This is a genomic window from Mycobacterium colombiense (assembly GCF_001953985.1).
GTDB classification, from domain to species: Bacteria; Actinomycetota; Actinomycetes; order Mycobacteriales; family Mycobacteriaceae; genus Mycobacterium; species Mycobacterium colombiense_B.
In genome coordinates this window covers 279,645-304,540 of the sequence record NZ_MBEI01000079.1, presented here as the reverse complement: position 1 = coordinate 304,540, position 24,896 = coordinate 279,645, and the positions used below count along the sequence as shown (strand labels likewise).

22 protein-coding genes are annotated in these 24,896 nt (G+C 66.4%); 9 read left to right on the top strand and 13 right to left on the bottom strand.

The features are described from left to right. The first annotated feature begins 256 nt into the window (after window positions 1–256). Window positions 257–2,224 carry a SpoIIE family protein phosphatase gene (locus A5732_RS25430; RefSeq protein WP_076103619.1) on the top strand — a complete coding sequence of 656 codons (1,968 nt, stop codon included), beginning with the start codon at window positions 257–259 and terminating at the stop codon, window positions 2,222–2,224. On the opposite strand, the gene A5732_RS25425 is transcribed toward A5732_RS25430, so the two are convergent. The 3 genes from A5732_RS25425 to A5732_RS25415 all read right to left on the bottom strand — a co-directional run bounded on the left by A5732_RS25425 (window position 2,221) and on the right by A5732_RS25415 (window position 5,791). Next, complete coding sequence (locus A5732_RS25425; RefSeq protein ID WP_076052288.1) at window positions 2,221–3,465, bottom strand: acyl-CoA dehydrogenase family protein; 1,245 nt, start codon at window positions 3,463–3,465, stop codon at window positions 2,221–2,223. The two genes, A5732_RS25430 and A5732_RS25425, sit on opposite strands and share 4 nt — an antisense overlap. Before the next feature lie 10 nt (window positions 3,466–3,475). Then, window positions 3,476–4,618 (bottom strand): acyl-CoA dehydrogenase family protein, encoded by a 1,143-nt coding sequence (locus A5732_RS25420; protein ID WP_076052289.1) that lies wholly within the window; start codon window positions 4,616–4,618, stop codon window positions 3,476–3,478. A gap of 213 nt (window positions 4,619–4,831) precedes the next feature. Further along, a complete protein-coding gene (locus A5732_RS25415) occupies window positions 4,832–5,791 on the bottom strand; it encodes an alpha/beta hydrolase (RefSeq protein WP_076052290.1) in 960 nt (319 codons plus the stop codon). Window positions 5,792–6,147: 356 nt separating this feature from the next. Between A5732_RS25415 and A5732_RS25410 the strand changes: the two genes are divergently transcribed. After that, the gene (locus A5732_RS25410) at window positions 6,148–7,380 is read left to right on the top strand and encodes a cytochrome P450 (protein ID WP_076103618.1); all 1,233 of its coding nucleotides are present in this window, start codon (window positions 6,148–6,150) and stop codon (window positions 7,378–7,380) included. After that, complete coding sequence (locus tag A5732_RS25405; protein WP_076052292.1) at window positions 7,377–8,534, top strand: Zn-dependent alcohol dehydrogenase; 1,158 nt, start codon at window positions 7,377–7,379, stop codon at window positions 8,532–8,534. Before A5732_RS25410 ends, A5732_RS25405 begins: the two co-directional genes overlap by 4 nt. Window positions 8,535–8,543: 9 nt before the next feature. Here A5732_RS25405 and A5732_RS25400 read toward each other — a convergent pair whose 3' ends face one another. From A5732_RS25400 to A5732_RS25380, 5 genes are all read right to left on the bottom strand, one after another. Continuing rightward, the gene (locus tag A5732_RS25400) at window positions 8,544–10,448 is read right to left on the bottom strand and encodes a YhgE/Pip domain-containing protein (protein WP_076103617.1); all 1,905 of its coding nucleotides are present in this window, start codon (window positions 10,446–10,448) and stop codon (window positions 8,544–8,546) included. Window positions 10,449–10,450: 2 nt separating this feature from the next. Beyond that, on the bottom strand, window positions 10,451–11,128 hold the full coding sequence (locus A5732_RS25395) for a hypothetical protein (protein WP_076052294.1): 678 nt from the start codon (window positions 11,126–11,128) through the stop codon (window positions 10,451–10,453). Then, on the bottom strand, window positions 11,115–11,759 hold the full coding sequence (locus A5732_RS25390; protein ID WP_076103616.1) for a TetR/AcrR family transcriptional regulator: 645 nt from the start codon (window positions 11,757–11,759) through the stop codon (window positions 11,115–11,117). The genes A5732_RS25395 and A5732_RS25390 overlap by 14 nt, the downstream gene beginning before the upstream one ends. Window positions 11,760–11,908: 149 nt before the next feature. After that, entirely contained in the window at window positions 11,909–12,730 is an 822-nt protein-coding gene (locus A5732_RS25385; protein ID WP_076103653.1) for an SDR family NAD(P)-dependent oxidoreductase, read from the bottom strand. Between the two features lie 57 nt (window positions 12,731–12,787). Further along, window positions 12,788–14,008 (bottom strand): cytochrome P450, encoded by a 1,221-nt coding sequence (locus A5732_RS25380; RefSeq protein ID WP_076052296.1) that lies wholly within the window; start codon window positions 14,006–14,008, stop codon window positions 12,788–12,790. A 212-nt stretch (window positions 14,009–14,220) separates the two neighbouring features. Between A5732_RS25380 and A5732_RS25375 the strand changes: the two genes are divergently transcribed. Next, complete coding sequence (locus A5732_RS25375) at window positions 14,221–15,717, top strand: acyl-CoA carboxylase subunit beta (RefSeq protein WP_076052297.1); 1,497 nt, start codon at window positions 14,221–14,223, stop codon at window positions 15,715–15,717. A 16-nt stretch (window positions 15,718–15,733) separates the two neighbouring features. Here A5732_RS25375 and A5732_RS25370 read toward each other — a convergent pair whose 3' ends face one another. From A5732_RS25370 to A5732_RS25350, 5 genes are read right to left on the bottom strand one after another with little or no spacing between them, the layout of a single operon-like run. After that, window positions 15,734–16,783, bottom strand: coding sequence for a TIGR03857 family LLM class F420-dependent oxidoreductase (locus A5732_RS25370; protein WP_170880002.1), 1,050 nt, complete (start codon window positions 16,781–16,783; stop codon window positions 15,734–15,736). Next, window positions 16,780–17,160 carry a nuclear transport factor 2 family protein gene (locus tag A5732_RS25365; protein WP_064952343.1) on the bottom strand — a complete coding sequence of 127 codons (381 nt, stop codon included), beginning with the start codon at window positions 17,158–17,160 and terminating at the stop codon, window positions 16,780–16,782. The genes A5732_RS25370 and A5732_RS25365 overlap by 4 nt, the downstream gene beginning before the upstream one ends. Beyond that, window positions 17,160–18,296, bottom strand: coding sequence for a PHB depolymerase family esterase (locus A5732_RS25360; RefSeq protein ID WP_076103614.1), 1,137 nt, complete (start codon window positions 18,294–18,296; stop codon window positions 17,160–17,162). The genes A5732_RS25365 and A5732_RS25360 overlap by 1 nt, the downstream gene beginning before the upstream one ends. An 18-nt stretch (window positions 18,297–18,314) precedes the next feature. After that, window positions 18,315–19,937, bottom strand: coding sequence for a flavin-containing monooxygenase (locus tag A5732_RS25355; RefSeq protein ID WP_076052299.1), 1,623 nt, complete (start codon window positions 19,935–19,937; stop codon window positions 18,315–18,317). Next, entirely contained in the window at window positions 19,930–20,382 is a 453-nt protein-coding gene (locus A5732_RS25350) for a nuclear transport factor 2 family protein (protein WP_075238196.1), read from the bottom strand. Before A5732_RS25350 ends, A5732_RS25355 begins: the two co-directional genes overlap by 8 nt. An 85-nt stretch (window positions 20,383–20,467) precedes the next feature. On the opposite strand from A5732_RS25350, the gene A5732_RS25345 reads away from it, so the two are divergent. The 5 genes from A5732_RS25345 to A5732_RS25325 are packed head-to-tail and all read left to right on the top strand — an operon-like array spanning window position 20,468 to window position 24,895. Continuing rightward, entirely contained in the window at window positions 20,468–21,475 is a 1,008-nt protein-coding gene (locus A5732_RS25345; protein WP_076052301.1) for a Rieske 2Fe-2S domain-containing protein, read from the top strand. After that, window positions 21,472–22,101 carry a cysteine hydrolase gene (locus tag A5732_RS25340; protein WP_076103613.1) on the top strand — a complete coding sequence of 210 codons (630 nt, stop codon included), beginning with the start codon at window positions 21,472–21,474 and terminating at the stop codon, window positions 22,099–22,101. The genes A5732_RS25345 and A5732_RS25340 overlap by 4 nt, the downstream gene beginning before the upstream one ends. After that, on the top strand, window positions 22,098–22,718 hold the full coding sequence (locus A5732_RS25335; protein ID WP_076052303.1) for a PaaI family thioesterase: 621 nt from the start codon (window positions 22,098–22,100) through the stop codon (window positions 22,716–22,718). Before A5732_RS25340 ends, A5732_RS25335 begins: the two co-directional genes overlap by 4 nt. A gap of 8 nt (window positions 22,719–22,726) precedes the next feature. Further along, the gene (locus A5732_RS25330; protein WP_076103612.1) at window positions 22,727–24,379 is read left to right on the top strand and encodes an acyl-CoA synthetase; all 1,653 of its coding nucleotides are present in this window, start codon (window positions 22,727–22,729) and stop codon (window positions 24,377–24,379) included. A 39-nt stretch (window positions 24,380–24,418) separates the two neighbouring features. Next, window positions 24,419–24,895: an SRPBCC family protein gene (locus A5732_RS25325; RefSeq protein WP_076103611.1), complete on the top strand. Its 477-nt coding sequence runs from the start codon at window positions 24,419–24,421 to the stop codon at window positions 24,893–24,895. The last annotated feature ends 1 nt before the right edge of the window (window position 24,896 follow it).

The window sequence follows — 24,896 nt, the reverse complement described above, 5'->3', positions numbered from 1 at the left end:
GCGAGGTACCCTCGCCCAACCGGCCGCAAACGGGCCGTTTCGCCGCTGGCGGTCGCGATTGTCGCAGGCGTAAATTGCATTTGCCAACCGAATTAGCCGACACAATTCATACCGGTAACCAAACCGTTGCAATGCGCATCCAAGAACCATTGCTAATCTGAACAACTACGTGTGCAAATTAGGTCAACCCATTGACCCGGTTCTCGACCCGGCCCTGCGTTGCGGGCCGCTCGGAGGCTGCTAGGAGGACGGCCAGATGGTGGCCGAAAAGGACTGGGACAGAACCGTCGGTGCGGCAGACGACGTACGCCGCGTCTTCGAGAATGTCCCCGCGCTGTTGGTCGGGCTCGAGGGGCCCGACCACCGATTTATCGCGGTCAATGCGGCTTACCGCACGCTCAGTCCGCCAATTGACTCCATCGGGCTATTTGTGCGCGACATCTACCCCGAGCTGGAGAGCCAGGAAATCCTGCAGATGTTCGACCGGGTATATCAAACCGGCGAGCCGCAGTCGGGCACGGAATGGCGGGTGCAGGCCGACTTCGAGGGCGAAGGACGCGCGCAGGAACACTTCTTCGACTTCATCGTCACGGCGCGGCGCGCAGAGGACGGCTCGATCGAGGGCGTGCAGCTGGCCTTCGTCGACGTCACCAGCCGGGTGCAGACGCGAATGGCCGCCGAAGCACGCCTCGAGGAGATGTCCGAGCGGTATCGCAACGTCCGCGATTCCGCCACCGTCATGCAGCAGGCGCTGCTGGCACCGTCGGTGCCCATCATTCCCGGGGCGGACGTGAGCGCGCAGTATCTCGTCGCCGCCGAGGACACCGCGGCAGGTGGCGACTGGTTCGACGCGATACCCCTCGGCGACCGGCTGGTGCTCGTCGTCGGAGACGTCGTCGGCCACGGCGTCGAAGCGGCCGCGGTGATGTCGCAGCTGCGCACCGCGCTGCGGATGCAGATCGTCGCGGGCTATCCGATCGCCGAGGCGCTCGAGGCTGTCGACCGCTTCCGCAAGCACGTCCCCGGCTCGAACACGGCCACCATCTGCGTCGGCTCGCTCGAGTTCGGCACCGGCGAATTCCGGTACTGCACCGCCGGACACCCGCCGCCGCTTCTGGTGACGGCGGATGCCACCGCGCGCTATCTCGAGCCCTCCGGCGGCGGTCCGCTCGGTAGCGGCACCGGCTTTCCGGTGCGCACCGAATTCCTCGACGTGGGCGACTCGATCCTGCTGTACACCGACGGCCTGATCGAACGGCCCGGCCGGCCGCTGGTCGCCAGCACCGCCGAATTCGCCGAGCTGGCCGGAAACATCGTCGGCGGCCAACGCGGGTTCGTGATCGAATCATCGGTGCGCCCGATCGACCGAATCTGCTCGGAGACACTGGAATTACTGCTGCGCTCGACGGGCTACAGCGACGACGTGACTCTTCTTGCGGCGCAACGCCGGACACCGCCCGCACCCCTACACCTGACACTGGACGCGACCATCCGGACCGCACGCGCGGTACGCACCCGCCTGCGGGAGTGGCTGTCGGAGATCGGCGCCGACGCCGACGACATCTCCGATGTGGTGCACGCAATCTCGGAGTTCGTCGAGAACGCGGTCGAGCACGGTTATGCGGCCGAGGTCCCCGACGGCGTTGTCGTCGAAGCGACGTTGTCCGGCGATGGCAACCTGCACGCCTCGGTGACCGACCGCGGACGGTGGAAGGATCACCGCGAGGGCGAGGCCGGCCGCGGCCGCGGCCTCGCCATGGCCGAGGCCCTGGTGTCGGAGGCACACGTCAGTCACGGCGCCGACGGGACGACCGCCAGTCTGACGCACCAACTCTCGCGGCGGGCGAATTTCGTCACCGACTCGGTGATCGGCCGGGCGGCCGACCGGCGGAGGGCCAATGCAGAATTCGTCTCCGAGGTCAGCGAACCGGGCCGCATCGTGGTCAGTGGCGACGTCGACTCGAACACTGCCTCCACCCTGGACCGTCAGATCGCGGTCGAAAGCCGTTCCGGCGTAGCACCGTTGACGGTCGATCTCACCGCCGTCACCCACCTCGGATCGGCGGGGGTCAGCGCGCTGGCCGCCGCCCGCGAGCGGGCGCTCCGACAGGGCAGCGAGTACGTGCTGGTGGCCCCGCCGGGAAGCCCGGCGCACCACGTGCTGTCGCTGGTGCAGATCCCGGTGGTCAGCGGCCTCGCCGAGAACGTCGTCGCCGAGGGTTAGGCGCGGTCGGCTCGCTCGCCGTGCCGCACCTGATTGAACGGAACCCCGCGATCGGCGGCGTACTCCCGCGGGAAGCCCAGCACCCGCTCGCCGATCACGTTGCGGGCCATCTCCGTTGTGCCGCCGCCGATGGCGACCGTCTGCCGGGATAGATACCGCAGGCCCGTTTCCAGTCCGGCGCCCTGCTCCCCCACCACGCCGGCGCTTCCCGCTATCGCCAGCGCCGTGTCGACATCGGTGGTCGTGGTCTCGGAGTGGAACAGCCTGATGAGCGTTCCGGCTGCGGGCGGCAGCGCGCCGTCCCTGACGCTGCGGTACACGTGACCGATCAGCTGGTCGGCCACCGCGCGATGGACCAGGGCACGACCGGCCATCTCGCGCACGCGCTCGTTGTCGGCGTGCCCGGTCTTCTCCGCCAGCGCCACGTAGTCAACCGGAATCGCGTTGCCGCCCTCGCTGCCGCTGCCGCTGGCGAACTCGGACCCCTGACCCACCGCTCGGCGTTCGTGATACAGCTGCCGGGACGCCACCGCCCAACCGCCGTTGACCTCGCCGACCACGGCGTCATCTCCGACGTCGACATTGTCCAGGAACTCCTCGCAGAATTCGGTGGAACCGCTCAGCATCGTGATGTGCCGCAACGTGATTCCCGGATGCGCGATGGGCACCAAAAACATCGTCAGGCCCTCGTGCTTGGGCACGTCCCAGTTGGTGCGGGCCAGACACAGGCCGTAATCGGCGGCGAACGCGCTCGTGCTCCAGGTCTTGGCGCCGTTGATGATCCAACGGTCACCGCGCCGCTCGGCCCGGGTGAGGACCCCGGCCAGGTCCGATCCGCCGCTCGGCTCGCTCAACAACTGCACCAGCACTTCCTCACCGCGCAGCGCCGCGGCGATGTGCTGCTTCTTCTGGTCTTCACTGCCGGTGTCGAGCAGGGTGGCGCAGCAGATGGTGAACGTCGGGGTGTTCAGAATCAACGGCATCTCGTAGTCGAGGGATTCGACGTCGAAGGCCTTCTGGTATTCGTAGTCCAGCCCGAGGCCGCCGTACTCGCGGGGGAAGCAGATGCCGGCGAATCCGCCTTCATACAAACGCTTTTGCAGTTCTCTGGCCCTCAGCCAGGCCCATTCCTCGTCACGCGGCGCGGCCGGCGGGGCCTCACTGTCGATGGTGGGCATGTTGTCCGCCAGCCATGCCCTCGCCCGGGCGGCGAACTGGGCAACGGACTCGGTCGACGTCATCGGATCTTCATCATTTCGCCGAACGACCCGCCTTCTCGAACTCGTATACGCGCAGATTATGCTCCTCCGGCGTCCCAAACATGCCGCGGTACAACGTGATCCGGCGCAGGTACAGGTGCAGGTCGTGCTCCCAGGTGACCCCGATGCCGCCGTGCATCTGCACACACGCCTGGACGATCTGACCCGCCATCTCGCCCACGTACGACTTGGCGATGCTCGCCGACACATTCGCCTCCGGCGCGCGGGCCGCCACGTCGGCGACCGCCGCCGAGGTGGTGGCCCGACAGGCTTCCAGCCAGAGCTTCATGTCGGCGAACTTGTGCTTGAGCGCCTGATACGACGCCAGCGGGCGACCGAATGTGTGCCGGTCCAGCGCCCACCGCACGGTGAAGTCGAACACCGTCTGCAGGGCACCAACCACCTCGGCGCATTGCAGCACCTGGGCGATCTGGCTTTGTCGATCGACGAGCGCAGCCGTCTCGCCACCGGTGCCGACGGCCGCCGACCGCGGCACCACGACGCCGTCGAAGTGCACCCGGCCGTATTGCTTGACCAGATCGACCGACTCCTGAGGCTCGATCCGGACCCCCGGCGCGTCCGTCGGGACCAGGAACTGACGAATCTCGGCGTCGCAGCGCGCCACCACCAGCAGCAGCGCACTCTGGGCGGCCGCCTCTACGCGGTCCTTGATGCCGTCGATGCGGTAACCGGAATCGGTTTCGGTGGCCGTGACGGACGGATCCAGCGGTGCCCAGCCCCGGCCCGGCTCACAGACCGCCCACGACGCCACGGATTCACCCGCTATCAGCGCCTCGATCGCGTCGGCGTGCTCGTCGGAGTTTGTGCACTCAACAAGCCCGGCCAGCACGGTGCTGACCGGGTACAGCGGTCCGGGCGCCACCGTCTTGCCGAGTTGCTCGGCGACCATTGCCAGATCGGCGAAGCCATTCTCCGAGACGCTTCCGCCGCCCAGCTCCTCCGGCACGAGCAGGCCGGTCCAGCCGAGCTCCGCGGCGCGCTGCCACCACCCGGGATCGAATGACGTGCCCGCTGCGTGCAGCTCCCGCACCCGGCGCAGCGGCGCTTCCTTTTCCAGGAACGCCTGGGTGGTCGAGGTGAAAAGGACCTTTTCGGGAGAGTCGAGGGTGGTCATAGTGCCGAGGGGATCCTTCTTGACATTCGATCGCTGCGGCTGCAACGGAATTGGTTTGAGTGTTTGATCATCCGCCCGATCGGTCCTCGGTTGGCTGCCGATTCCGATGTTAGCAACGCTCAATACCGTAAGAGATACCGGAGTTCAATCGGTAAAAGCGGGGACCAGCAGCTAAGTCGAGACGGCCGGCGGGGTCACTCGCACACGGTTGCGCTACATGGCGAACACGCGGCGCACCGCCTGCGCGTGCAGCGCCCGATTCTCCTGGGAAACAACCCAATCGGGGACCATCGAGTCGAAGCCGTTGAAGGTCGCGGCGATCACGTGCAATTCGGTATGGACGTACGCGTGCAACAGCCGGTTGGCGTAGTCGATGGCCTCGTCCCGGCACGGATCGATCTCGGAGCAGCTGACGAATGTGGGCGGCAGCCCTTCGAGATTGGCCCGGTGGGCGGGGACGTGCTGACCGTTGGCGCGGGCGTCGCCGAGATAGTGGTTCCATGCCCGGCTCACGGCCGGACCGTTGAGACCCGGGGTGCGCTGGAATTCCCGACGCGACGGCGTGGCATCGGAATCGAGCATCGGCTGGTGCAGGATCTGCATCAGGATCGCCGGCCCCTCCTGGTCGAACATGCGCTGGGTCAGACCCGCGACCAGCGCCGCGCCCGCATCGCGGCCCATTACCGCGACGCGGCTTGCGTCGGCGTCCAGCTCCGCGCTGTTCTCGACGGCGTAACGGAAGGCCGCCTCGACATCGTCGAGCGCCGCCGGGCACGCGTTTTCGGGGGCCAGCCGGTAGTCGACCGACACCACCAGGCAGCCGCCGTCACGGGCCAGCTCCACGCAGTGCGCGTGGTCGGTCTCCAGGTTCCCGGTGACAAACCCGCCGCCATGCGCGTACACAACCAGCGGCGCGGGGGATTCGGTGCGGCCGCGGTACAAACGCAGGCCCAGCTGCTGGCCGTCCGGACCGGCGATGGATCGTGAATCGATGGCGACGCCAGAAGTATCGGCCGCTGCGGCGCGTTGCGCGGCCAGCAGGTTGGCGTGTTCCCGCTCGGCCTGCAGTGTCTCGGCGCGGAATTCGAAGGCGCCCAACTCCACGGCGGCATCGCGCAGCACCGGATCGATGCGGCTGAGGCCGTGCGGCCGGGCAAGGTTCGTCTGTGTCATATCAACTCGTTTTGGGGGCTCGTCGTGCGGGCTCATCGGCGGTCCCGGAAGGTCAGCCTTACCGTAAACCACCTTCAAGGTAGACCTGCGCTTTTAGGCGGTGACACACCAGGTGCTCGGCGCCGCGGAACGGCCCCGGCGGACCGGCGCCGCGGTAGAGATGGGGCCATATCGAATGGGCCTTCGGCACGCCGCGGAGGGTCGCCGGTCCGCCGGGCGAGCAGCAGCCATTGGGCTTCGTTGCTATCTATACTATGATAGCTATTTTCCGCTCGGTACACCCGCCGTGGATTTCGCGGGCACTCGTCATCCGGTCCGCGTAAACCGCCTTATCCGTTGTTTGAGGAGGAGCGCCGATGACGCTCAGCACTGGCCCAAACGGTCAGCCCGTCGTACCCTCACTCGATCTCACCGGTGAAACCAGCCCCTACCCGTTCTTTCAACATATGCGGCACACCGACCCGGTGTGGCATGGTTCCCTGAACGACAACTCCCAGTTGCCGGAAGAGCTGCGACCCAGTGACGAGTGGGTCCTGTTCGATTACGACGGTGTGTCCCAAGCCTTTCGGGACGACCGGATCTTCACGTCGGCCGCCTATGACAAGACGATCGGGCTGGTGATGGGACACACCATCCTGGCGATGGGCGGCCGGGAACACCACGATCACCGCAACCTGGTGGCCAAGGCGTTCCGCGCGACCGCGCTGGAACGCTGGGAACCGTCGGTCATCGGGCCGGTCTGCGATCGACTGGTCGACGAGATCAAGAACGACGGTCATGCCGATCTGGTGAAGGCGGTGACTTTCGAATTTCCCACCCGGATCATCTCGACGCTGCTCGGTCTGCCCGCTGAGGACCTGGACTTCTTCCGGCGGCTGTCCCTCGACCTGATCTCGATCCCGACCGACATCGAAGCGGGATTGAACGCCGCTACGGAGCTCTACGATTATTTCCTCAAACAGGTCGAGCGGCGCAGGCGCAAGCTCACCGACGACATCATCGGCGACCTGGTCGCCGCCGAGATCGATGGTGAGAAACTCACCGACGAGGCCATCATCTCCTTCCTGCGGCTGCTGCTCCCGGCCGGCCTGGAGACCACCTATCGCTCATCGGGCAACCTGCTCTACCTGCTGCTGACCCACCCCGAACAGCTCGCGATGGTCAACCAGGACCGGTCACTGATACCGATGGCGATCGAGGAGGGCCTGCGGTTCGAAACGCCGCTGACCACGGTCATGCGGACCACGACCGAAGCGGTCGAAATCGGCGGCAAGGCAATCCCGGCCGAGGCCCAGATCGACATGTGTATGGGCTCGGCCAACCGTGACGAGAGCCGCTGGACCGATCCCAATACGTTCGACATCCGCCGGCCGCGCCAATCCCACATCGCCTTCGCCGGCGGTATCCACATGTGCCTCGGCATGCACCTGGCCCGACTCGAGACCCGGGTCATGTTGAACAGCCTGTTGGACCGCGTCGAAAATCTCGCGTTCGTGCCCGACGACGGAACTGGCGAGGAATCCAAGATCGTCGGGCTCACCTTCCGGTCGCCGAACAAGCTTCCGGTGACGTTCGCCCCCGCCGCATGAGAAGCCACGCAGCGATCCTGCACGACGTCGGCGGGCCGTGGTCCGTCGAGGAATTCGAGCTCGATCCCCCCAAGGCCGGTGAGGTCCTGGTGCAGATGGCGGCGGCCGGTTTGTGCCACTCCGACGACCATATCCTCAAAGGCGACATGTCGGCGCCCAACGAGGTGATGCGATCGATGGGGCTGCCGACCATGTTCCCGACGATCGGCGGTCACGAGGGCTCGGGCATCGTGCGTGAGGTCGGCCCGGGTGTCACCGACTTCGAGCCGGGTGACCACGTGGTGATGTCGTTCGTGGCCGTGTGCGGCCAATGCCGTTGGTGCGCCAGCGGAATCGAGTACCTGTGCGATGTCGGCATCGGCACCATGATCCCGGGGATGCCGACGGACGGCACGTTCCGCCACCACACCGCCGACGGTCGCAGCCTTGGCCACATCGCCAAGATCGGCGCATTCGCCGAACACACTGTGGTGTCGACGAATTCACTGGTGAAGATCGAACCACACCTGCCACTGACTCCGAGCGCTCTGCTGTCCTGCGCCATCCCGACCGGTTACGGTTCCGTCGCCAACCGGTCCAACATGCGCGCCGGCGACACGGTCGTGGTGATCGGCGTCGGCGGGATCGGCACGGGCGCGATCCAGGGGGCCCGCATCAACGGTGCCGCGCAGATCGTCGCGGTGGATCCGGTTGACTTCAAACAGAAGTCGGCGCTGCGGTTCGGCGCGACACACAGCGCGGCGACGATCGACGAGGCGTTGGATCTGGTGCGCGGCCTGACCTACGGGGTGATGGCCGACGCGGTGGTGGTCTCGCCCTCGTTGATCACCCCGGAGGACGTCCGCGACGCCGTGAAGCTCACCCGCAAGGGCGGTACCTGCGTGCTCACCGGCATGACTTCGCAGTTGACCCGGTCGGTCAAGATCGACCTGCAGGACTTCATCCTGATGAACAAGACGTTGGCGGGCACCATATTCGGCTCGTGCAACCCGAACGCGGACATCTCCCGGCTGGCCAGGCTTTACGAGACGGGCCAGCTTCAGCTCGACGAGATGATCACCAAACGCTATCGCCTCGACGAGGTCAACGACGCCTACGACGACCTGCTCAACGGGAAAATCGTCCGCGGCATCATCGATTTCGGCGTGGGCTGACAGCTCTGCCTACATCTTGATCGCGGGGATCAGCCTGCTGAGATTCCAGAGCCGGTCTCTTCGCGCCGACAGGCAGGAGATCGCCAGTGCGACAGCCGTTATCCCAACCAGCACGATGATCGCCTGCCATAGCCGAGCATCGATGCCGCCGAGTATCAGCTGCCGGAGTCCGTTGACGCCATAGGTCATCGGATCGAAGCGGTGCAGGACCTGGAATGGCCGTGACGTGGTTTCCACGGGATACATGCCGCCTGCACTGACGAGCTGCAACATGAGCAGGGCCATGATCAGCACCCGGCCCACCGCTGGACCGACAACCGCATTGATCGCCTGCGTCGCGGCGACGAACGCGCCGGAAATCAGCACCATGAACCCCAGCATCGCCACCGGGTGCACAGCGTGCATACCGAGGGCGAACCGGACCACACAGTAGAGAATGACGGCTTGGAATACCGCGATCGCGGCGGCAGGTAGGTAGCTGGCGAGCACCACGCGGAGCGCAAGCACCTCCGCGGCGATCGCGCGAGTCTGTAAGGGGCGCAGCACCATCCACAGCACCAGGGCGCCGAAGAACAAGGCGAGCGTGAGAAAGAACGGAGCCATCCCGGTGCCGAAGTTGGGCGCGGCGTTCTCGTGCGAAGTCTCGAGTTGCACCGGACCGCCGATGGTGTCGGCGACCGCTTCCTTCTGCTGGGTTGTCCAGTTGGGCACTTGCTTGGCCCCCTCGGCGAGTTTGGTCGCCAGCTCGGCCGATCCCGTCTTGAGTTGTCGTGCGCCGTCGTCGAGCTTGGCGATGCCGCCGGCCAATTCGGCGTTACCGGTGGCGACTTGCTGGGCCCCGTCACGCAGTTGGGTGAGCTTGTTCGTCAGGTCCTGTCCCTTGCTGCCGACCTGGTCGAGCGCCGACCCGAGCGGACTGCCCGGGTTACGCAACCCCGATGTCATGGCGATCGCCGCGTTCTGCGCGTCGGTGAGCTGCTGGCGGATCTGGGGTGTGAACTGGTGACCCCGGAGCTGATCTTGGATGCCGCGCAGGTTGTTTGCCAGCGGATCCTGTCGTGCCGAGAGCTGATCGATCACCGACGAAAGCGAGTTCGCGGCGGCATCCTGCGCCCCGGCGATGGCACCGATCTGGTCGTTGGCCTGCTGAAGTGCGGTTGCGCCCTGTTGCAGTTGCTGTGTGCTGCCACCGATTTGCGACACCGCCTTGGTCACCGCGAGCAGCGGGTCGGTGGCCTGGTTGATTCCGTCTGAAAGTTGCTTGGCACCAGCGGCAAGCGTTGCCGAGCCGGACCGCGCGGTGTCCAGACCGGCCACCAGCTGACCGGCGCCATCATCGAGTCGAGCGGCCCCGTCCGCGGCCTGCTTGATTCCCGATCCCGACGAAACCACTACCGACAGCATCTGATTGACGGCCTGTCCGGAGATCCGGCTGGACACGGCGTTGAGTACCTGACCGATCGCGGTACGACCGATGCTCGTGGAGATGTAGTTGTTGGCGTCGTTATAGACGGCGATCAGGTTGGCCTTCTTGGGTTGCCCGGTCACCGGCGAAGCGATCGCCGCGCTGAAGTCCGGCGGCAACTCGACCATGAAGTAGTACTTGCCGTGGTCGACTCCGTTGCGCGCCTCCGGTAAGTCCACGACGTGCCACTCCAGCCCGCCGTCCGCGGTCAGGCTCTTGGCGATCTCCGCGCCGGCGTTGAACTGCTGCCCGGACACGACGGCGCCGCGGTCGGAGTTGACCAGCGCCACCGGCATCTTGTTGGTGTGGCCGAAGGGATCCCAGAACGCCCACAGGTACAGCGCCCCATACACCAGGGGCAGCAGCATCAGTACGACGATGGCCACGCGCGTCAATCGGCTGCGGCCGAAACGTTTGATCTCCGAGCCAAGGGCGAGTCCAGCCAGCATCGTCAGTCCTCTCCAGTCAGGATGCGGTGATCGTGAAGTTCGTGGGCGGGTGCGTCCGCGCCAAGCGGGTTGGTGACCCCGACGACGACGGTGCGCTGCTTCGCGATCACGCCCAGCCGGTCGGCCGCGATCGCCCGTCGGGAATTGTCACGAACCTGCTCGAGGTCGCCGACCACCAGGATCGGACGGTTCGACAGCAACGCCAGCGTGATTCGCAGCAAAAACAGTTCCAGGTCTGACAATTCGACGATGTACGTGTCGTGCGACGGCGGGGTCATCTCGCCGAACACCTCGGTCAGCTCGGCCTGGCCGGCTTGCAGCGGCACAGCTGAGTACCACGGCGCCAGCCATCGGCGTTGCTCGGCGAGCACGGTCTCCACGGTCACCGATTCCTCCAGCTCGTCGATGTCTTCGAAGGCCGCGATCGAGCAGTGCCGGCGGATCGCGCGCGGGGTTGTTTGACCGAGCACGGTCAGCGTGCCGTGGCTCGGCTTGAAACGTCCCGCGAGCGTCAGCAGCAGCGTGGTCTGCCCTGGTCCGCCGGGCATCCGAATCGCGTGAAAACCCGGCGGGAGCTCGAGATCGATATCCGAGAAGAGGGGGCCGTGCTCGCCGTCGACGCCTAGACCGCGCGCGGTGATCATTGGCGCCGCAGCGTGCGGCCCGTCATTTGTATCCATGGTGAGGCTCTCCCTGATCGGCGGAAACCGGGACCGATTCCAGCACCGCGGTGATCAGTTGCGCGAGCAGGTCGGGGTTGATGGTCCCAGGACGCAGGACCTCTTCCATCGCGATGCCGAGGTTGATCGTGACGACGAGCTGGGCGAGGTCGGCCAGCTCGTGATCGGACGCCACGGAGGGGGTCGATTTGACGATGTGCACCGCCTGGTCGGCGGCGGCCGCGCGGCGGCGTTCGATGAGGCGCTCGCGCAGCTGGGGGTCACGCTGGGCGCGCAGCCAGTATTCGACGAACAGCACGTAGAAGTCGGAATGGTCGCGAACCGAGTCGAGCCATGACCGGCTCAATTCGCGTGCGGCCGCGCCGGTGTCGCCGCCGCTGCTGTCCAGCACCGTGGCGATCTGCTCGCCGCGCAGCTCGAACTCCCGGTCGAGCAGCGCGAGGAACAGTCCGTCCTTGGATTCGAAGTTCGAGTAGACCGCGCCTTTTGTGAAGCCCGCGGCCTGGCCGATCGCGTCGATGGTGGCGCCGGCGAACCCTTCGGCGGCGAAAACCTTCGACGCCGCGTCCAGGATCCGGTCACGGACCTCGCCACGGGTGGGGCGGGTTCGGTGTGGCTTGACGGGCGACATGGCCACAGCATACTTGACAGTATCGACTGGATACTGCAGAGTATCGAGAGGATGGCGGGCGATGGCCGACTTTGAGCTGGTTATCCGCGGCGGGTCGGTGTCCGACGGAGCCTGCTCAGCGCCGCGGGCGAATTCGCGCCCGGGTTTGCCTAGCCGAGCTTGGCCATCGTGTGGTCCCACAAGTCACGCACGAGGACGGGATCGCTGGCGGCCCGATTGGCTTTGGCGACTTTGCCTTTCGCGTAATATTCGCCGGTCGCCCAGTCGACACCGGGCACGCTGGTCGCCAGCCAGACCAGCTGATCGGCGCCGTGATCGGCGGTCTTGATCATTCGGCTGACGGGTGTGCGTTGCATGGTGGTCAGGAACCGCGAACCGGACGAGTGACCGATGTTGGTGTTGACAAAGCCCGGGTGGACCACCGCCACCGCAAGGCCGTCGGCGGAAAAGCGCCGATGTAACTCCTTGGTGAACAAGATGTTTGCCAGCTTGGCCAACGCATAGGCGGTGCTGGGCCGCCGCCGGTCGGTTGCGTCGAAGTCGGCGAGCGTGACGTTGCGCAGCAGCCGCTGCGACGAACTGGACGTATTGACGATCGTGGCCCGCGAACCGATCAGCACGTCCAGCAGCTGCGTGGTGAGCAGGAACGGCGCCAGGTAGTTGACCTGAAGGGTGATCTCGTGGCCGTCGGCCGTCCGGTGCGGCTTGGAGAACACTCCCCCGGCGTTGTTGGCCAGCACGTCGATGCGGGGGTACTCGGACCGGATCTTGTCCGCCAGGGCACGCACCTGGGACAGGTCGGCAAAGTCGGCGACGAAGTAGTCGGCATCGAGCTCCGCGGCCACGGCCGCGGTCTTGCTCTCCGAGCGTCCCACCAGCACCACGTCGTCGCCGCCCCGGCTGATCCGGCGGGCCGCCGCCGCGCCGATGCCGTCGCTGGCACCGGTGATGACAATCGTCCTACGCGCCATTGCCTCGACCTCCACGGGGAGTTTAGCGAGGACCCCGACCGAAGGGCGCGGCCGCGCTCAGGTCAGCGAGTAGCGCACCGGCAGGTGCTTGAGACCGCCGACGAAGGTGGTGGCAATCAGCTCCGGATCTCCAGTCAGCTCAATCGATTTGAGCCTCGGCAACAGCTCGGAAAAGAAACTGCTGACCTCCATGCGGGCCAGCGCCGCACCCATGCAGAAGTGCACGCCATAGCCGAAGGCCAGGTGCTTGTTGGGGTCGCGCCCGACGTCGAAGCGGAACGGATCGCCGAAGACCTCCTCGTCGCGGTTGGCCGAAACATAGGACAGCAGCACCGAATCCCCCGCGGCGATCGGCACCCCACGCACGGTGGTGTCCTCGGCGGCGGTCCGCATGAACTCCTTGACCGGGGTGACCCAGCGGATCATCTCCTCGGTCGCCAGCGGCATCAGGTCGAGGTTGGCGCGCAGGCGGTCGAGCTGGTCCGGATTCTCGATCAGCGCTTGCAGGCCGCCGGAAATGGTCGCGCTGGTGGTGTCATGACCGGCGGTGGCCACGATCAGGTAGTACGACACCGTGTCGATGTCTGACAGCGGTTCGCCATCGACGGTGGCGTTGGCGATCGCCGAGGCCAGGTCCTCGGTCGGGTGCTCGCGCCGCGCGGCAGTCACGCCGTTGAAGTACTGGAACATGTCGAGCAGCGCGGGCAGCTGATCCTCGTTCGAATCACCCCGCCGGAATTCGCTGTCTTCGCTTCCGAACAGCTCCTGGGTGAGCTTGAGCATGCGAGGAAAGTCGGCTTCCGGGATGCCCAGCAGCGACATGATCACGAACAGTGGGTAGTTCACCGCGACCTGCTGGACGAAGTCGCATTCGGGCCCGACGGCCAGCATCTTGTCGACGTAGACCTTGGCCAGCTCGTCGACGCGCATCTTCAACGCGCGCATCGCCTTTGGACGGAACCAATCCGAGCCGATCGCCCGCACCACCCGATGCTGTGGATCATCCAGGTGGATCAGCGTACGCACGCCGGCGGCGGCCTGCATCTCGTCGCCCTCGGTGGTGGTCAGCACCGGGCGCGGCCAGTTGGTGAACAACATGTTCTCGCGCTCGATGTCCATGATGTCGGCGTGCTTGGTGATCGCCCAGAACGGCCGGTAGTTCGGCACCTCGACCCAGGACACCGGGGCGTTGGCGCGCAGGTGCGTCAGCGCCGCGTGCAACCGCCGTTCGTCGGTGTAGGCCAACGGGTCCGTCAATAGCTTCGCGGCCTCGTCCATCGTCGTTGCGCTCACTGCTGAGACTCCTCGATTTGGGACGCCCCGTCGACCTCCGGACAGGCGGCGTCAGACATGCGGGTAACTTTACAGTAAGCAATCCAGTATGTGACCCTACAAATCTGTGGTGATCGCAAGCGCGGCGTAGCCGGGCGCAGCGGGTCGCCACCATAGAACTGGTCGCGCGACGAATCTCCATGAGGTAGGACATAGGCATGCCGAAAGCCCAGGATTGGGGAGAAACGCTCGAGGATCTCGAGCGGCGCCGTCAGCACGCGCGGGACATGGGCGGGCCGGAGCGACTCGACAAGCACCGCAACAAGGGCAAGCTCGACGCCCGCGCACGAATCGAGTACCTCCTCGACCCCGGCACATTCCGCGAGCTCGGCACCCTGGTCGGCGGGGAGATCGCGGCCGACGGACTGGTCGTCGGCTCCGGTGAGATCAACGGTTCACCGGTGATGCTGGGCGCTGAGGACTTCACCACCATGGCGGGCAGCATCGGGCCCGGCGGCAACTCCAAGCGGTACCGGATCGCCGAACTGGCGCTGCGCGACAAGATTCCGCTGGTGATGCTGCTCGAAGGCGCCGGCTTTCGGCCCGGCGGCGGGCATTACGGCCGCACCCCCACCGACCTGCTGGCCCAGGCGCAGTGCTCGGGCCGCGTCCCGACCGTCGGCGCCGTGTTCGGGCCGTCGGCCGGACACGGCGCGCTGGTGGCCCCGGTCTGCGACTTCCGGATCATGAGCAGGCAGGGCGCGATCTTCACCGCAGGGCCGCCCGTCGTCAAAGAGTCCACCGGAGAAGACATTTCGAAGGAGGACCTCGGTGGGCCCGATGTCGCGTTGCCCAGCGGGGTGATCCACAATGTCGCCGAGGACGATGAGTCCGTCCTCGACGATGTCCGGCGTTATCTGTCCTACTTTCCGCCGAGCGCATGGTCGTACCCGGCATCGTTGCCGCCGGACGAGGACACCGAGCCACGTGCGACGCCGGAGCTGCTCGACATCGTGTCCCGCGACAACCGCCGCGTTTACGACATGCGCGCCGTGCTCGACGTGATCTTCGACCGACCCGACTGGTTCGAGGTGCAGCCGCAGTACGGCAAGGCGATCATCTGCGCGCTGGCCCATCTCGGTGGTCACCCGGTCGCGGTGGTGGCCAACCAGCCTCAGGTGCTCGCCGGCTCCATCGACGCCGCGGCCGCGGACAAGGCGGCGCACTTCATCATGGTGGCCGACTCGTTCCACCTGCCCCTCGTCTTCCTCGCCGACAATCCCGGCATGCTGCCCGGCAGCCGGTCCGAGCGCAGCGGTGTGCTGCGCGCCGGCGCACGGATGTTCGCCGCCCAAACCACGGCCACCACGGTGAAGCTGCATGTGACGCTGCGCAAGGCCTACGGGTTCGGCTCCATGGTCATGTCCCTGCTGGGTTTCGACAGCCAGTCCGCGACCTTCGCCTACCCCGGCGCGACGATGGGTGCCATGAGCGCGGCCGCGCTGGGCCGGGCGACTCACGCCGGCGAGGACGTCACCGCAAAGTTGCGTGAGGCCGAGTTGCAGGCGTCCTTCCGGTCCGCCGAGCACATGGGATTCGACGAACTCATCGATCCTCGTGAGACGCGCGATGTCCTGCTCGCCTCGCTGAGGCGTGGCCTGTCCAGCAGGCAGGCCGCCGCCGAGCCGGTGAGCCGGACCGTCATCATGCCGTGAGTGCCGCGCCGGCCGGCTAAAGCTGGTCCGTCGCGCGGTAGGCGGCGACGACGGGCTCGAGCTCGTCGGGTGTGGCGCCGTGCATGATGACGGCGTCGGCCCCGTAGTCGAATTCCTTGCGGATGCGATCCACGCACTGCTGCGCCGACCCGGTGGCCGAGGGTTCCAGCCATTCGTCGGGAATCAGCGTCGCGATGTGCTCGATCTGCTCGGCCGTGCCCTTGTGATCGATCCCGCCCGCGATCGAGGTGACCACCGGATCCTCGCGGAACCGTTGCAGCACAGCGGGATCCCAGTTGTTGGTGCTGACCAGTAGATCGCCGTAGCCCTGCAGATAGGTGGCCAGGCGCGCCACGGTCTTCTTCAGCCGCAGTTCTTCGGGTAGGTGGTCGCCGACGGTGGCGAAGCACGACCACACGCGCACCCTGTCCGGGTCGCGGCCGGCCTTCTCCGCCGCCGACTTCACGGTGTTGACGCTGCGCTGCAAGGTCTCCGGGGTGAAATAGGTGTGCAGGATGACGTCGTCGAACACGCGTCCGCCGAGCGCGAGCGTGTTGGGCCCGAAGGCCACCAGCGCCAGCCGAATGTCTTCGTTGAAGTCGGGATCGAGGAACAGGATGGGGTACTTGCCCATCGGGCCGTCGTGGTTGAAGATCAGCTCGCCGTGCCACAGCCGGCGCATGACCTGCGCCCAGTCCTCCATCTGCGCCGTCGTCACCGCCGGGATGCCGAAGGCCCCGTAGATCGCGGCGATGCCGCGGCCGACGCCCAGAGTGAATCGCCCGCCCGACAGGCGATGCATCGTGGTCGCCCACGACCCGGTGATCAGGGGATGACGGGTGTTGTGATTGGTTGCGGCGGTGGCGATTTGCATTCGGTTGGTCACCGCACACGCCGCCCCGACCAGAGACGACGCCTCTTTGACGTTCCACCGCTCGGAGATGAAGCCGGTGCCGAAGCCGAGTTCCTCACCGCGGCGGGCCTCGTCCATCAATGTTGCCGGGCCCTCACCGCCGGCCCCGGCCAGCAGGTAGAAGCCCAATTCATCAAGCGCTCGGTCGCTCAATTCCAAACCCCTTGCTGGTAGCCGCAGTTCCAAACCTCGGTTATCTTGCCATCGACGACGCGGAACACCTCGATGCTGGCGATGTTCGTCTCGGTGCCATCCTTGGTCTTGATGGTCGAGTCGTAGACGATCGCCACGTGCTCGCCATCGTCGCCCTCGATGACGATGTTGAGGTCGAAGTGCAGCGAGTCGGCCAGCTCCCACATGTCCACCACCCGCTGCACCGCTTCGGCGTGGGTCAGCGTGCGCACACCACCGACCTCATGCCGAATCACGGTGTCGGCCAACAGTTCATCGGCCAGGTCGATGTTGCATTCGTTCCACACGACGAGGTTGTAGAGCTCGACCACCGTTCGCGCGGTCCACGTGGGTGCCATCAGTCGGGCACCACGGCTTTTCGCGCCGCCACGTCGCGCAGGAATCGGTCGGTGATCCGCTGCACGCGCCGCGAGAAGATGTGCCCGACGTGGCTGCCGTCGTACCAGTACAGTTGGCCGTCCCAGAGTTCCTGCAACGCGTCGGCGGGCTCGCGCATCGCCATCCGGTCATGCCACGCCCCGACGATCAGCCGACGATCCGGCGGCGGAGACGGGGTGACCGCCAGCGGATCGATCACAGAGGTCAGCTGGGTCACCACGGGCGATTCCAGCAATTCGCGGAATCCCTCGCGTGACGAGCCCCACCGCTGCAGGTGGCGCGCGATCATCGCGTTGAGCCCCAGGATCGGCGTGTAGAGGGCGACCGCGTCGACCTGCTTCTCCAAGTGGGAAACCAGCGCGGCCACCGGACTGCCCATCGAAATCCCTGCCACCACAACGGCGGTGGCTCGCGGCTGCACCCAGCGCACCACCGCGCGCACCTCGGAGACCACGCGCATCATGCCCGCCACATTGCCCAGCGGATCCATGTCGGGATAGACCGGCCATTGGCGCCGCCGGCACCCGTGGCCGGGCTGCACCGGGAGCGCGACGTTGAAACCCAACTTGTGATGGATGCGTCCGATCCCTGACAACAACAGGTCTTCGGTGCCTCCCTGGCCGGCGCCGTGCACCCAGACCAGCCACGGCCTGGGCTCGTCGCGGTGCCGGCACAGATGCACCACCGCCCGTGCCGGGCCGCCCAGGCCATCGGCCTCCAGCGTGGCCGGCAACCCCGGGTCGTGCTCGAAGGCCATCCGTTCATACGCCAGACCCGGGATGCTGCGCTTCCGTATCGAGGTCGCCCGCAACGGCTTCGGGTCGGCGTGCGCCCGGTCGATACCCAGCGAGGAGAGCTCCTCCGCGGCCGCGGTGCAAGCGTCCAGTGGCCGCATCGCAGCCGGGCTTCCGCCCAGCAGCGAAAAGGCGCTCAGCACCAGCTCGTCGAGCATCGCCTCGCCGAACTGACGCGCACCGCGTACCGATAGCGGGGCCCAGCCGGTCGACTCCTGCAGGCCGGCCACCGTGCGCGGTGCCAGCATTCCCAATTCACGGACCACGTCTTTGGCCAGGCCCAGCCCGCTCATCGCCGCCATGTCGCTCACCCTCGCCAGCTATGCCAATTTGAAGCCGGTGTATCCGCCGGCCGCGATTTCGTCGCAGCGGCGCCGGTATTCGGGTATTCCGCCGGTATAACCCATGTACATCCGTTTCTTACCGGGTACGTTTCCGCCGTTGTACCAGGAGTTGCACGACGGGTGAACCAACACCGTCGGCGCAACCAGCGCGGTGGCGTGCTCGATCCACTCCTGCTGGGCGGTGCTCAGTGCCTCGATGGTGCGAATGTCGTTGGCGCGCAGATATGCAATGCAGTCACCGATCCACTCGACGTGCTGTTCGAGGGCGGCCACGAAGTTCGTGGCGGCGCTAGGGCTACCCGGCCCCTGCACCGTGAAGAGGTTGGGGAAGCCGGCGACCGCAAGGCCCAGATATGACAGCGGCCCGTCGGTGGCCCAGAATTCGCCCAGCGACATTCCGCCGCGACCGCGCACGTCGATCCGGCTCAGCGCACCGGTCATCGCGTCGAACCCGGTCGCGTAAACGATGACATCGAGTTCGTGCACCCGGTTCTCGGTGCGGATGCCGACCGGCGTGACCTCGCGGATGGGCGACTTGCGCAGATCGACCAGGGTGACATTGTCCCGGTTGAACGTCTCGTAGTAGCCCTGGTCGATGATCGGTCGCTTGCACGCAAAGGGATGCACCGGCACCAACGACGCCGCGGTGTCCGGGTCCTTGACGATCCGGGCCACCGCCTCGCCGTACAGTGTGGCGGCCATCCGGTTGGCCTCGATGTCGAAGAAGATGTCGCCCCAATTCAACGCGCCCATCACGCCGTTCTCTTCGATGGCATGCAGCTGTTCTTCGCGGGTCGCGGACTTCAACGGCGGCCTGCCGAGCATCTCGAGCAGGACGGAGAACGCGCTCAACCGGGCGGCCCCGATCGGGTGGGCTCGCTGGGCGGCCCGGATGTCGCCGTAGCGTGCCTTCATGTCGTCGAGTTCGCCCGGTTCGAAGCGGTGCACCCGCCAGGGCAGCGTGTATGCGGGCGAGCGCTGAAACACCGACAGGTGCAAGGCTTCTCGGGCAACCACCGGGATGAGCTGGACGCCGGTCGAGCCGGTGCCGATGACGCCGACGCGCTTGCCGGTGAGGTCGACGCCACCCTCGGGCCAGCGGCTGGTGTACAGCGACGTCCCGGCGAAGGTGTCCATTCCGGGGATATCGGGTTCCAGCGGCACCGACAGGATGCCGGAGGCGGCGACGACGAACGGCACCTGGAACGCATCGCCGGCTTCGGTGCGCACCAGCCACACGCCGGCTTCTTCGTCGAACGTCATCGCGACGACCTTGGTGCCGAATTGGATGTCGCGACGGAGATCGAGCCGGTCGGCCACGAAGTTGAGGTAGGCCTCGATCTCGGGCTGGGCCGGCATCGACTCGGTCCACACCCACTCCTGCTGAATCTCCTCGGAGAAGCTATAGGAGTATTCGATGCTCTCGATGTCGCACCGCGCACCCGGGTACCGGTTGAAAAGCCAGGTGCCACCGACGTTTTCAGCCATCTCCAGCACTCGGGTGCGCATCCCGAGCTGCCGCAGCCGGTGCAGCATGTACAACCCGGAGAATCCCGCACCGATGACGAGCACATCGAAGGAGGTATCAGCGTCAGCCATCTTCACCACCGGTCATTTTCAGGATGGTTCGGGTGAGGTGCAGGCTCTTGATCCGCCATGAGCCGTCCCGCTTCTCGTAGGTCTCGTGATAGTGGCCGGCGCCGTACAACTCGCGGCCGTCACCGAAGATCAGCAGGTCCTCCATCGCCCAGATACCGGTCGCGGTGGTGGCCGAGGTGAGCGTGAGCTCGGGCGTGTGACAGTGATGCTTGGTCGCCACGTTCTCGAGGCCGCCCATCACCATCGGGACGAAGTTGTCGACACCCTCGATCGGTGCAGCGGTCTGGGGATCGGCGCCGGCGGTGGACACGGCCATGTCCAGGATGACCACGACATCGGGGGCGAATACGTCACGCCACGCCCCGACGTCTTTGGTGTCCAGGAAACGGCAGTAGCGCGCCTTCAGTTGCCGGAGGTCTTCCAGCTCGTCAGCCGCCTCAGTCATCGCACTCCCTTGCCGCTTACGGACCTGACTGCTGAAATCTATACTGTAACGGACTTAGTATCTATCAGGAATCGAGAGGCTTGGCGTGAAAGTCCCATTCACCTGGAAAGTCACCGGCTGGTTCATGGTCGGTTGGTCCCCAGAGTTTCCCGTCGGCGAGGTCCGGCCGCTGCACTATTTCGGTGAGGATCTGGTGGCCTACCGGGATGAGCAGGGTGAGCTGCACGTCTTGGAGGCACATTGCAAACACCTGGGCGCGCACATCGGTCACGGCGGCAAGGTGGTCGGCGACTGCGTCGAGTGCCCCTTCCACGGCTGGCGCTGGGGACCGGACGGCACCAATCGATACATCCCCTACCAGCCGGACCGGCCCAACCGCGGGCTACGCCTCAAGGTGTTTCCCGTGCGGGAGCAGTACGACTGCGTCTTCGTCTGGCACCACCCGGACGGCAAAGAGCCCCAGTGGGAGATGCCGGACATCTTCCACAAGTTCCCGCAGTTCGAGACGGACCCGGCGGCCTACTACCGGGCGTACCCGGAGTTCTCCCGGCGCGCGGAACGCGAACCGGTACATCCGCAGATCGTCGCCGAGAATGCCCCCGACAGCGCGCATTTCGAGTACGTGCACCACGCCACCGTGACGCCCAGGGTGCTGGACTGGAAGATCGTCGACCAGGAATGGCAGTTCATCGCGGGCTGGCCGGACGCGCGCAGCGACAACGCGCAAGACCTCGCGCTGCGGTTCCACAGCCACCTATTCGGCCTCGGCGGAGCGATCAGCGTCTTCGAGGGCGCGCAGAATCATCGGCTGATCTTCACCTGCACACCGGTCGACGACGAATGCTCGGACCTGTTCTACTCGATCTGGTGGCCGCGGCTTCCCGGCGATACCGCGGACGTTCCAGAAGGCAAACTGCGGGACGTCATCGAGAAGCAATTCCTGTCCACGGTGTTCGACGATCTGCAGATCTGGCGCTACCAGAAGTACGTGGAACACCCCGCGCTGTCGAAAGTCGACGCGAAAGGCTATATGGCGCTGCGGAAGTGGGCGAAGCAGTTCTATGATGTCGCCCCGGTGGGCGCCCCGGCATGAGGGACCGACTGGCCGGGCTGGCCGCACCCGGGCGCACCGCGATCGTCACCCAGGAGTGCCAGGGCGCGGTGATGGGCCCCGACGCGGGACTGGCGATGCTCGCCGAGGAGGCCCGCCGCGAGGCGCTGCCGAACATCGCGCGGCTGCTGCCCGCGGCCCGGGCGGCCGGGGTGCGGGTGGTGCACTGCCTGGTGCAGCGGCGGCCCGACGGGCTCGGCTCCAACCACAACGCGAAGATCTTCGCGATGGGCGGCGGCATCAAGGTGGACATCGCCCCCGGCACGCCGGGTGCGGAGCTCTTGCCCGAATTAGGGCCGGAGCCTTCCGATTTGGTGTTGCGCCGGTGGCACGGCGTGGGCCCGATGGGCGGCACGGACCTGGACGCGGTGCTGCGCAATCTCGGGGTGTCGACCATTGTCGTGGTGGGTGTTTCGCTGAACATCGCGATTCCCAACCTCGTCATGGATGCCGTCAACGCCGCCTACCGGGTGGTCGTCCCCCGCGACGCGGTGGCCGGCGTACCCGCCGACTATGGTGCAGCGATGATCGCCAACACCCTGTCGCTGCTGGCCACGATCACCAGCACCGACGATCTGCTCCGGGCCTGGGACGAAGGAACGCGATGACCGAAACCGCGCCGGAAGTTCGAGGCGGATTCCCCGACGTCAGGCCCGTCGAGGACGCGCCCGCGGAACTGGGCCCTTTCGTCGCCGCGCTGCGCCGACTGCAGGACCTGACCGTGTCCACCAAGCCCGACCCGGCGCTGTGGGCCGCCGCGACCGCCCACCTGGAGAACGCGTGCGCGCTGCTGGACGGCCACCAGGTCCCCGAGACCGAGGCGGTGGCCGGCCGGGTGCTGAGCCTGCCGGGGTTGGCCCATCCGCTGATACCGCCCTGGATGGTGACGGAGTCCGGCCCCGACGGCGTGCGGATGGCCGGTCACTTCAGCACCGCCCACATCGGTGGGAATAGGGCCGTGCACGGCGGCATGATCCCGCTGTTCTACGACTGGCTGTTCGGCATGGTCGTGACGACCGCGGACATCCGGCCGACGCGCACCGCCTACCTGCACGTCGACTTCCGCAGCATCACGCCCATTGACCAGCCACTGACCGCCCACGGCCGCATCACCAACATCGACGGCAGGAAGGTTTTCATTGACGCTACTATGATAGCCGCCGATGGAACCTTGCTCAGCGAAGCCAACGGCCTGATGGTTCGTTTGTTACCCCACCAGCCGTGAGAGGCACGATGTCCGACAGCACAACAACATTCACGGTCCCGGCCGTCGCGAAGGCCGTCGCCGCCGCGATCCCCGATCGAGAGCTGATCATCCAAGGGGACCGGCGCTACACCTACCGGCAGGTGATCGAGCGCTCCAGCCGGCTGGCCGCGTACCTGCACGCGCAGGGATTGGGTTGCCACACCGAGCGCTCGGCGCTGGGCGGCCACGAGGTGGGGCAAGACCTGCTGGGACTTTATGCCTACAACGGGAACGAATTCGTCGAGGCGTTGCTGGGTAGCTTCGAGGCACGGGTCGCCCCGTTCAACGTCAACTTCCGCTACGTGAAGAGCGAGCTGCAATACCTGCTGGCGGATTCCGGGGCGACCGCGCTGCTCTACCACGCCGCGTTTGCGCCGCGGGTGGCCGAGATCCTGCCGGATCTGCCACAGCTGCGCGTGCTCATCCAGATCGCCGACGACTCGGGCAACGAATTGCTCGAGGGCGCAGTCGATTACGAGGCCGCCCTGGCGTCGGTGTCCCCGGAGCCGCCGCCGGTTCAGCACTCCGCCGACGACCTGTACGTTCTGTACACCGGTGGCACGACGGGCATGCCGAAGGGCGTGTTGTGGCGCCAGCACGACATTTTCATGACGTCCTTCGGCGGCCGGAATCTGATGACGGGCGAGCCATCGAGCTCCGTCGAGGAGATCGTCGAACGCGCCGCGTCCGGCCCGGGCACCAAGCTGATGATTCTGCCCCCGCTGATCCACGGCGCCGCCCAGTGGAGTGTGATGACCGCGATCACGACGGGACAGTCCGTCGTCTTTCCGACGGTGGTCGATCATCTGGACGCCGAGGACGTGGTGCGCACCATCGAGCGGGAAAAAGTCATGGTGGTCACCGTGGTGGGCGATGCGATGGCGCGCCCCTTGGTCGCCGCGATCGAGAAAGGGATCGCCGACGTATCCTCGCTGGCGGTCGTCGCCAACGGCGGTGCGCTGCTGACCCCGTACGTCAAGCAGCGCTTGATCGAAACGCTGCCGAACGCCGTTGTCGTCGACGGCGTCGGCTCGTCGGAGACCGGGGCGCAGATGCACCACATGTCGACGTCGGGAGCGGTGGCCACCGGCACGTTCAACGCCGGACCGGACACCTTCGTGGCGGCCGAGGACCTGACGGCAATCCTGAAACCGGGCCACGACGGAATGGGCTGGCTGGCGCAGCGGGGCTACGTCCCGCTCGGTTACAAGGGCGATGCGGCCAAGACCGCCAAGACATTTCCGGTGATCGACGGCGTCCGGTACGCCGTCCCCGGTGACCGCGCGCGCCACGGCACGGACGGTTCCATCGAATTGCTGGGCCGGGATTCGGTGACCATCAACTCCGGGGGCGAGAAGATCTTCGTCGAGGAGGTCGAGACGGCCATCGCGTCGCATCCCGCGGTGGCCGACGTGGTGGTCGCCGGGCGGCCGAGCGAGCGGTGGGGCCAGGAGGTCGTCGCCGTGGTGGCGCTCGCATCGGGAGCCAGCGCCGAGTCCGAAGAACTAGTGGCGCACGCCGCGCGGACGCTGGCGCGCTACAAACTGCCCAAAGCGATCGTGTTCCGTTCGGTCATCGAGCGCAGCCCGTCGGGTAAGGCCGACTACCGGTGGGCGCGCGAGCAGGCGGTGAGCGGCTGACCGGTGATCCGGGCGGCCCGCTGCGGAAGGGCGTAGACCATGTCGTTGCTGCAAAAGGACGAGACGCTGACGGCATCCACCGACGTGCGAGCCGCCGCGGATCAGGTCTATGCCGTCATCTCCGACGTCACCCGCATTCCGGGGTGGAGTCCCGAGACACGGCGCGCAGAGTGGCTGGCGCCGAATCGTTTTCGGGCCTGGAACCGCCGCCGCCTGGGCCGGTGGCGCACCGTTGCCAACGTGGTCGAGGCCGAACCTGGACACAGGTTCTCCTTCGTCGTTCAGGCGATGGGCGGGGACTGGACGCAATGGACGTACCTCATCGAGCCCGGTTCCACCGCCGGAACGGCGCGTCTCACCGAGATGGTCCGGATGTGCGTGCCGCTGCCGTTCGGCGCGGTGGCCTTCGAGCGTCTGTTCTTGTTCGTCCGGGATCGTCGCGGGGATCTGCAGAAGAACCTCGACGTCTCGGTGGACCGGATCCGCAGGATTGTCGAGGCAGGAGTGGATGCGTGAG